Here is an 8,616-nt window from a genome sequence, read left to right as displayed (position 1 = left end):
CTCTCCGAACAGCACACCTAGGACCTCCGCCCCACCCGGTGCCGTCCACAGCCCGATCCGCCGTGTCGCGGGCCGCCGGTACCGTGAGGACCATGAGTCACGGCCCCCGGTCCGGCCTCGCCGCGGTGAGCTCCGCGCTGCTGGCCATGAGCAGACACCTCGAGGTGCGCGACGTCCTGAAGACGATCGTCGCCTCGGCCCGCGAGCTGCTCGGCGCGCAGTACGCCGCCCTGGGGGTGCCGGACGACCACGGGGGCTTCGCCCAGTTCGTCGTCGACGGCGTGAGCGACGAGCAGTGGCGGGCCATCGGGCCCCTGCCGCGCCAGCACGGCATCCTCGCCGCGATGCTCCACGAGGCCAGGGCCGAGCGCCTGGCCGACGTGCGCGAGGACCCCCGCTTCGAGGGCTGGCCGTCCGCGCACCCCGAGCTGTCCGACTTCCTGGGCCTGCCCATCCGCGACGGCGACGAGGTCCTCGGCGCGCTGTTCCTCGCCAACAAGGACTGCCCCAAGCCCGGCGGCGGCTGCGGCTTCACCGAGGACGACGAGGAACTGCTGTCGATCCTCGCGCAGCACGCCGCGATCGCCCTGACCAACGCCCGTCTGTACGAGCGCAGCCGCGAGCTGACCATCGCCGAGGAGCGCTCCCGGCTCGCCCACGAGCTGCACGACGCGGTGAGCCAGAAGCTGTTCTCGCTGCGCCTGACCGCCCAGGCCGCCGCCGCCCTGGTCGACCGGGACCCCTCCCGCGCCAAGGGCGAGCTCCAGCAGGTCGCCGCGCTCGCCGCCGAGGCTGCCGACGAGCTGCGCGCCGCCGTCGTCGAGCTGCGCCCCGCCGCCCTCGACGAGGACGGCCTCGTCGCCACCCTGCGCACCCAGGTGCAGGTCCTGGACCGTGCCCACACCGCGCACGTCACCTTCCGCAGCCACGGCGTGCGCGCCCTGCCGGCCACCCAGGAGGAGGCCCTGCTGCGCGTCGCCCAGGAGGCCCTGCACAACGCCCTGCGCCACGCGGACGCGACCCGCGTCGACGTCACCCTGGACAAGCACGGCCCGGGCGCCGTCCTGCGCGTCACCGACGACGGCCGCGGCTTCGACACCCGGGTCGTGCGCCGGGCCGGCCGCCACCTCGGCCTCGTCTCCATGCGGGACCGCGCGAGCGGCGTCGGCGGCGCACTGACGGTGGAGTCGGCGCCCGGCAAGGGCACCGTGATCGAGATGGAGGTCCCCGGTGGCTGACGCAATCAGGGTGCTGCTGGTCGACGACCACCAGGTCGTCCGCCGGGGACTGCGCACCTTCCTGGAAGTGCAGGACGACATCGAGGTGGTCGGCGAGGCCGCCGACGGCGCCGAAGGCGTCGACCGCGCCGAGGAGCTGCGGCCCGACGTCGTGCTGATGGACGTCAAGATGCCCGGCCTGGACGGCGTCGACGCCCTGCGCCGGCTCCGCGAGCTGGACAACCCCGCGCGGGTGCTGATCGTCACCAGCTTCACCGAGCAGCGCACGGTGGTCCCCGCCCTGCGCGCGGGCGCCGCCGGGTACGTGTACAAGGACGTCGACCCCGACGCCCTCGCCACCGCCATCCGCTCGGTGCACGCCGGCCACGTGCTGCTCCAGCCCGAGGTCGCCGGCGCCCTGCTCTCCCAGGAGGAGGCGGGCGGCGGCCAGGGCAGGGGCGGCTCGCTCACCGACCGGGAGCGCGAGGTGCTCGGCCTCATCGCGGACGGCCGCTCCAACCGGGAGATCGCCCGCGCCCTCGTGCTGTCCGAGAAGACGGTCAAGACCCACGTCTCGAACATCCTGATGAAGCTCGACCTCGCGGACCGCACCCAGGCGGCGCTGTGGGCCGTACGCCACGGCATGGCCGGCTGACGCCCGGCCGGAACGGCGGGCAGCCCCGCCGCCGTACGCCCAGATCCCCCGGCAGGCAGCCCCGCCGCCGTACGCCCAGCCCACCCCACCGGTGCGCTCAGCGCACCCCGCGCTCCCGCTCCTCCACGTACGCGTTGTACGCGGCCACCCGCGCCCGCCGGGCCGTCCGCTCCACCGGGCGCAGCGCGTGCGTCCGCGCCGCCATCTCGGACGCGCTGACCGCGCCCCCGTGCCCGTTGCCGTACGCCAGCGAGACCAGCAGCCCCACCCGCTCGGCCAGTTCCAGCACCCGCACCGCCCGCGGCGGGTACCCGGGCGCCAGCGCCTCGCGCTCCCGCTCGGCCCGCGCCCGGTACGCGTCGATCGCCGCCGCGGCCACCGGACCCGACCCGGCCACGTCCAGCCGCGTCAGCACCTCCGTGGCGTCCCGCAGCGCCTCCGCCAGCTCCCGCTCCGCCTCGCCCAGCGACGGCACGTCCGCGGGCGGCGCCTCCCGCACGGGCAGGCAGTGCCACACCACCTCCACGTGCACGTCACCCGCGGGCCCGGCCTCGTGCACCTGCGGCACCAGCCCCAGCGCGGCACCGTGACAGACCACCGCCTCCCCGGCCTCCAGGGCCCGCGCGTTGAACTCCGGCGGCCCGCTGAGCCCGAGCGGATGCCCGGGCGCCGGCAGCGCCACCCGCAGGCCGGTCATCCCCAGCGCCCGCAGCCGGCCGAGCGCCAGCGAGAGCCCGACGGGCGCCGGCTCACCGGGCAGCCCGTCCACCCGGTGCACCGCGTCCTCGCCGACGATGGCGAGCACGGCGTCGTCCGGCGAGACAAGTCCGGCCAAGAGGGCATTTCCCCAGGCCGCCAGGCGACCCGAGCGAGGTTCCGAGTGCATGCCCCCACCCTAAGGACCCCACCGATGGAACGGGCCGCCCGGCCGGTGGCGTAGATTTCCTTGAGGGCCGTGCCCACCGGCGCGGCGGACCGAGCCACAGGCGTACGCGACAGCCGAGACCGGCCACACTGCAAGGGGAGACAACGCGCTCATGAGCGATGTTCTGGAGCTTCAGGACGTATCCGTGGTCCGTGAGGGCCGGGCTCTGGTGGACCAGGTCTCCTGGTCGGTGAAGGAAGGCGAGCGCTGGGTCATCCTCGGCCCCAACGGCGCCGGCAAGACCACCCTGCTCAACGTCGCGTCCAGCTACCTCTACCCCAGCAAGGGCACCGCCACCATCCTCGGCGAGACCCTCGGCCGCCCCGGCACCGACGTCTTCGAGCTGCGCCCCCGCATCGGCGTGGCCGGCATCGCCATGGCCGACAAGCTCCCCAAGCGCCAGACCGTCCTGCAGACCGTGCTGACCGCCGCGTACGGCATGACGGCCGCCTGGCAGGAGGAGTACGAGGACATCGACGAGCAGCGCGCCCGCGCCTTCCTCGACCGCCTCGGCATGAGCGACTACCTCGACCGCAGGTTCGGCACCCTCTCCGAGGGCGAGCGCAAGCGCACCCTCATCGCCCGCGCCCTGATGACCGACCCCGAGCTGCTGCTCCTCGACGAGCCGGCCGCCGGACTCGACCTCGGCGGCCGCGAGGACCTCGTGCGCCGGCTCGGCCGGCTCGCCCGCGACCCCATCGCCCCCTCGATGATCATGGTCACGCACCACGTCGAGGAGATCGCCCCCGGCTTCACCCACGTCCTCATGATCCGCCAGGGCAAGGTCCTCGCCGCCGGCCCCATCGAGCTGGAACTCAGCTCGCGCAACCTCTCCCACTGCTTCGGCCTGCCGCTCGTCGTCGAGCAGGTCGGCGACCGCTGGACGGCGCAGGGCCTCCCGATGTCCTGAACGGCCGCCCGCCGCACCGGGAATGACCCGGACGGCACGGACGCCGACGCCCCCGCACGGCCCCCCTCGCGCCCTGTCCGCGCCGCACGCGCGGTCCTACCATGACCATGTGAACGACATCGACGCATGGGTGTGGTGGCTGGTCGGCGCGGCCGCGCTCGGAATTCCCCTCGTGGTCACGGCGATGCCCGAGTTCGGCATGTTCGCGGTGGGCGCGATCGCCGCCGCGGCAGCGGCCGGAGTCGGCTTCGGCGCCGTCTCCCAGGTGCTCGTGTTCGTCGTCGTCTCGGTCGCCCTCATCGCCGTCGTGCGGCCCATCGCCAACCGGCACCGCTCGCAGCGGCCCCAACTCGCCACGGGCATCGACGCCCTGAGGGGCAAGCAGGCCGTCGTCCTGGAGCGCGTCGACGGCTCCGGCGGCCGCATCAAACTCGCCGGCGAGGTCTGGTCGGCCCGCGCACTCGACGGCGACCAGACCTACGAGCCGGGTCAGCAGGTCGACGTCGTGGACATCGAGGGGGCCACGGCGATCGTCATGTGACCTCGTACGACGGCCAGTTGGCGCGACTGCGCCCAACACGGCCCCAACGCACGCGACGGTCTGTCAGACTCGACCAGCAAGATCTTCAACACCCATAAGATCTTCCGAAGGCGCCGAGGCGGAGAAGGGTACGGGGAGTTCGATGGAACCGGTCATCATCGTCCTGATCATTCTGGTGGTGTTGGTCTTCATCGCCCTGATCAAGACCATCCAGGTCATCCCACAGGCCAGCGCGGCCATCGTCGAGCGGTTCGGCCGCTACACACGGACGCTGAACGCGGGCCTCAACATCGTCGTCCCGTTCATCGACACCATCCGCAACCGCATCGACCTGCGCGAACAGGTCGTCCCCTTCCCGCCGCAGCCGGTGATCACCCAGGACAACCTGGTCGTCAACATCGACACCGTCATCTACTACCAGGTGACCGACGCCCGGGCCGCCACCTACGAGGTCGCCAGCTACATCCAGGCCATCGAGCAGCTCACCGTCACCACACTGCGCAACATCATCGGCGGCATGGACCTCGAACGGACCCTGACCTCCCGCGAGGAGATCAACGCGGCCCTGCGCGGCGTGCTGGACGAGGCCACCGGCAAGTGGGGCATCCGCGTCAACCGCGTGGAGCTCAAGGCGATCGAGCCCCCGACCTCCATCCAGGACTCGATGGAGAAGCAGATGCGCGCCGACCGTGACAAGCGCGCCGCGATCCTCACCGCGGAAGGCACGCGCCAAGCCGCCATCCTCACCGCCGAGGGCGAGAAGCAGTCCGCGATCCTCAAGGCCGAGGGTGAGGCCAAGGCAGCCGCCCTGCGCGCCGAGGGCGAGGCCCAGGCCGTCCGCACGGTCTTCGAGGCCATCCACGCCGGCGACCCCGACCAGAAGCTCCTCAGCTACCAGTACCTCCAGATGCTCCCTAAGATCGCCGAGGGCGACGCCAACAAGCTCTGGATCGTCCCCAGCGAGATCGGCGACGCCCTCAAGGGCCTGTCCGGCGCCATGGGCAACTTCGGCCCGCTGGGCGGCGGTTCAGGGGGCGGCAACGGCAACAACGGCGGCAACTCCTCCGGTACGGAGCGCCGCGAGCGGCCGACGATCGACTGACGGCGCAGCGGCCCGGCCAGCGTTCCGGCACAGCAAAGTTCCCCGCACCCCTCAAGGGGGCGCGGGGAACCGCGCGTTCAGCGCCCGACGGCCACGACGTCAGGCCGCGTCCCGGAGCCACTCCGGCAGGGCCGACAGGTCCTCCGCCCCCAGCGCCAGCAGCATCGCGTCAGCCGGCGTCGGCTCGAACGGCGTGCGCAGGAGCTGCATCCCCGCCTCCTCCGGAGTCCGGTCCGCCTTGCGGTGGTTGTCCTCCGCGCACGAGGCCACCGTGTTCAGCCACGTGTCCTGTCCGCCCCGCGACCGCGGCACCACGTGGTCCACGGTCGTCGCCCGCCGCCCGCAGTACGCGCACCGGTGCCGGTCCCGCACCAGCACGCCCCGCCGTGACCACGGCGCTTGTCTTCGGAAGGGCACCCGTACGTACCTGCACAGCCTGATCACCCGGGGCGCCGGTATGTCGACGGCGGCTCCGCGCATCCGCAGTTCGGGGTGGGCCTGCTCGACGACGGCCTTGTCCTGGAGCACCAGCACGACGGCTCGGTTCAGCGTCACCGTCGACAGCGGCTCGAAGCTCGCGTTCAGCACCAGCGTGTCCCGCATCACCAGCCCACCTCCCGTGCACCGGCCCACCCCGTGGCGGGCTGGGATCAACTCTGGCCGGGCACGCCGAGATGGACAACGCAATATCTGCTGCTCCCACGGGGGGTGACCCCCGCGACCCCCGGCAACAAAAATGCCCGCCCCTGATCACTTCCAAGACCAGGGGCGGGCAAACGCTCAGTGAACGATGAGATGACTCATCCTTCGGCGGGATTCTCGTACTCACCGATCAGCTGGGCGCGCGCGATCGTGTGGAACCGCAGGTTGAAGCCCACCACGGCCGGCGAGGCGTCCGCGTCCGGCCCCAGCTTCTCCTGGTCCACCGCGTACACCGTGAAGACGTAGCGGTGCGGCCCGTCCCCGGGCGGCGGCGCGGCACCGCCGAAGTCCTTCGAGCCGTAGTCGTTGCGCGCGTGGACTGCGCCCTCCGGCAGTCCCTCGAACTTGCCGCTGCCCGCACCCACCGGCAGCTCCGTCACGGAGGCCGGGATGTCGAACAGGACCCAGTGCCAGAACCCGCTGCCGGTCGGCGCGTCCGGGTCGTAGCAGGTCACGGCGAAGCTCTTGGTCTCCGGCGGGAAACCCTCCCAGCGCAGGTGCGGAGAGGTGTTGCCCTCGGCCTGGACCTGGTCGCTCTTGAGCGTCCCGCCCTCCTCGACGTCCTGGCTCGTCACCGTGAACGACGGCACGGGCGGATGGAAGTCGTGGGGCAGCGGCCGCCGCTTGAGCTCGGTCACCTCGGTACCTCCTGAATCGGTGCGTCCGGTACGGGACCGAGCCTAGAACCAGTTGCGCCGGCTGCCGACCTCCGACAGCCACTGGTTGAGGTACGCGGCCCAGTCGGTCGACTGGTAGTCGTGCAGCCCCACCTGGAACGAGCGGAACGTGTCGCTGCCCTCGCTGAACAGGCCCGGCTTCTTGTCCATCTCCAGCACGACGTCCATCGCGTGCTCGTCGGCCACGAAGCTCAGCTCGACCTGGTTCAGCCCCCGGTACTGCGACGGCGGGAAGAACTCGATCTCCTGGTAGAACGGCAGCGTCTGGCGGGTGCCGCGGATGTGGCCGCGCTCCATGTCCGCGCTCTTGAAGCGGAAGCCGAGCTGGATGAAGGCGTCGAGGATGGCCTTCTGCGCCGGCAGCGGGTGCACGTTGATCGGGTCCAGGTCCGAGGAGTCCACGGCCCGCGCGATCGCCAGCTCGGTCGTCACCCCGATGTGCATGCCGCGCAGCGACTGCCCGTCGATCATCGTGACCGGCGTCTCCCACGGGATCTCGAGCCCGAACGGCACCGCGTGCACCGCGCCCGCCTGCAGCTCGAAGGCACCGCCCAGCCGCACCTTGGTGAACTCGACGTTCTGCTTGTACTCCGTGTCCTGGCCCTCGACCTCGACCACGGCCTGCAGCCCCACGGACAGACCCTCGATGTCCTGGTTGACGGACCCGCCCTGGATCCGCACCTCACCCTGGACGACGCCGCCCGGAACGACGTTGACCTCGGTCAGCACCGTCTCGACCGAGGCCCCGCCGGCCCCCAGACTCGCGAGCAGCTTCTTGAACGCCATGACTCTCCCTTGTGACCGTGGCGGCGGACCCCGGACGACCCCTGCGCCCGGCCTGATCCCCTGCCCCCTACCAACGCGATCCGACCGTGGCCGGTTCCGCGCCCCCACCCTGGCAAAGCCGGACGCTCCGTGGCCACCCCGCGCACCCGGGCGACTGCACTACGCTCGGAGGGCATGATCGCGACCCCCGACCGTACGCCCCTCCCACGGGACTTCTTCGACCGGCCCGTCCTGGAGGTCGCGCCCGACCTCCTCGGCCGCCTCCTCGTCCGTGAGACCCCCGACGGTCCGGTCGTCCTGCGCCTGACGGAGGTCGAGGCCTACGACGGCCAGAACGACCCCGGGTCCCACGCCTACCGCGGCCGCACGCCCCGCAACGCGGTGATGTTCGGACCGCCCGGACACGTGTACGTCTACTTCACCTACGGCATGTGGCACTGCATGAACCTGGTGTGCGGCCCCGAGGGTCGGTCCAGCGCGGTCCTGCTGCGGGCCGGGGAGATCGTCGAGGGCGCGGAACTGGCGCGCACCCGCCGGCTCTCGGCCCGCAACGACAAGGAACTGGCCAAGGGCCCGGCACGCCTGGCGACGGCCCTCGACATCGACCGGCGCCTCGACGGCACGGACGCGTGCGCCACCGGCGAGACGCCCCTGCGCGTGCTCGCCGGCACCCCCGTCGGCCGCGACCGGGTACGCAACGGACCCCGCACGGGCGTGGCCGGCGAGGGAGGCGTCCACCCCTGGCGGTTCTGGGTCGCCGACGACCCCACGGTGAGCCCCTACCGGGCCCACGTGCCCAGGCGCCGCAGAAGTTGACTCCGCCCGGGGAGCCGCGTAATGTGGCCCGAGCCGCTGAACCGGGTACGGCGATCGCCTGCAGCCGGAGCGGCCAACCCACTACCAACGACTTCCCCTCAGCGGGGTCGCTTTCGACGTGTCTGCACGTTCGAATTCGAACTCGCGGATCTCGATTATGAGATCGCCGGGGGAATCGGCTAACGTAGTGAATGTCGAAAGGCCGACGAGCGAAAGCGAGTTGGTCCACGGCATCCCGCCGACAGGGAATCGGATCAGAAAATGATCTGATAGAGTCGGAAACGC

11 protein-coding genes are annotated in these 8,616 nt (G+C 71.9%); 6 read left to right on the top strand and 5 right to left on the bottom strand.

Translation table 11 applies throughout. The features are described 5' to 3' along the window. Positions 1-92 precede the first annotated feature (92 nt). Together E4U92_RS35145 and E4U92_RS35140 are read left to right on the top strand one after the other, a co-directional pair. Positions 93-1,238, top strand: a complete 1,146-nt coding sequence (locus E4U92_RS35145; protein WP_137304518.1) for a GAF domain-containing sensor histidine kinase — start codon at positions 93-95, stop codon at positions 1,236-1,238. Continuing rightward, entirely contained in the window at positions 1,231-1,872 is a 642-nt protein-coding gene (locus tag E4U92_RS35140) for a response regulator (protein ID WP_067232541.1), read from the top strand. The genes E4U92_RS35145 and E4U92_RS35140 overlap by 8 nt, the downstream gene beginning before the upstream one ends. A gap of 97 nt (positions 1,873-1,969) precedes the next feature. On the opposite strand, the gene E4U92_RS35135 is transcribed toward E4U92_RS35140, so the two are convergent. Next, complete coding sequence (locus E4U92_RS35135) at positions 1,970-2,758, bottom strand: hypothetical protein (protein ID WP_137304517.1); 789 nt, start codon at positions 2,756-2,758, stop codon at positions 1,970-1,972. Positions 2,759-2,909: 151 nt separating this feature from the next. Between E4U92_RS35135 and E4U92_RS35130 the strand changes: the two genes are divergently transcribed. The 3 genes from E4U92_RS35130 to E4U92_RS35120 all read left to right on the top strand — a co-directional run bounded on the left by E4U92_RS35130 (position 2,910) and on the right by E4U92_RS35120 (position 5,350). After that, on the top strand, positions 2,910-3,707 hold the full coding sequence (locus tag E4U92_RS35130; RefSeq protein ID WP_137304516.1) for an ABC transporter ATP-binding protein: 798 nt from the start codon (positions 2,910-2,912) through the stop codon (positions 3,705-3,707). 109 nt (positions 3,708-3,816) lie between these two features. Then, the gene (locus E4U92_RS35125) at positions 3,817-4,248 is read left to right on the top strand and encodes an NfeD family protein (protein ID WP_137304515.1); all 432 of its coding nucleotides are present in this window, start codon (positions 3,817-3,819) and stop codon (positions 4,246-4,248) included. Positions 4,249-4,390: 142 nt separating this feature from the next. After that, positions 4,391-5,350: an SPFH domain-containing protein gene (locus E4U92_RS35120; RefSeq protein ID WP_137304514.1), complete on the top strand. Its 960-nt coding sequence runs from the start codon at positions 4,391-4,393 to the stop codon at positions 5,348-5,350. A gap of 99 nt (positions 5,351-5,449) precedes the next feature. Here E4U92_RS35120 and E4U92_RS35115 read toward each other — a convergent pair whose 3' ends face one another. The 3 genes from E4U92_RS35115 to E4U92_RS35105 all read right to left on the bottom strand — a co-directional run bounded on the left by E4U92_RS35115 (position 5,450) and on the right by E4U92_RS35105 (position 7,515). Continuing rightward, complete coding sequence (locus E4U92_RS35115) at positions 5,450-5,953, bottom strand: HNH endonuclease (RefSeq protein ID WP_137304513.1); 504 nt, start codon at positions 5,951-5,953, stop codon at positions 5,450-5,452. 197 nt (positions 5,954-6,150) lie between these two features. Beyond that, a complete protein-coding gene (locus tag E4U92_RS35110; RefSeq protein ID WP_137304512.1) occupies positions 6,151-6,690 on the bottom strand; it encodes a YbhB/YbcL family Raf kinase inhibitor-like protein in 540 nt (179 codons plus the stop codon). Between the two features lie 42 nt (positions 6,691-6,732). Next, positions 6,733-7,515: a sporulation protein gene (locus E4U92_RS35105; protein WP_137304511.1), complete on the bottom strand. Its 783-nt coding sequence runs from the start codon at positions 7,513-7,515 to the stop codon at positions 6,733-6,735. Between the two features lie 174 nt (positions 7,516-7,689). On the opposite strand from E4U92_RS35105, the gene E4U92_RS35100 reads away from it, so the two are divergent. Further along, positions 7,690-8,331 (top strand): DNA-3-methyladenine glycosylase, encoded by a 642-nt coding sequence (locus E4U92_RS35100; RefSeq protein WP_137304510.1) that lies wholly within the window; start codon positions 7,690-7,692, stop codon positions 8,329-8,331. 81 nt (positions 8,332-8,412) lie between these two features. On the opposite strand, the gene E4U92_RS36395 is transcribed toward E4U92_RS35100, so the two are convergent. Then, a partial coding sequence (locus E4U92_RS36395) for a hypothetical protein (RefSeq protein ID WP_206666495.1) occupies positions 8,413-8,616 on the bottom strand: 204 nt, incomplete at its 5' end.

The sequence above is a fragment of the Streptomyces galbus genome (assembly GCF_005280195.1).
Taxonomy (GTDB): Bacteria; Actinomycetota; Actinomycetes; order Streptomycetales; family Streptomycetaceae; genus Streptomyces; species Streptomyces galbus.
This window is presented reverse-complemented; position numbering and strand designations above follow the sequence as displayed.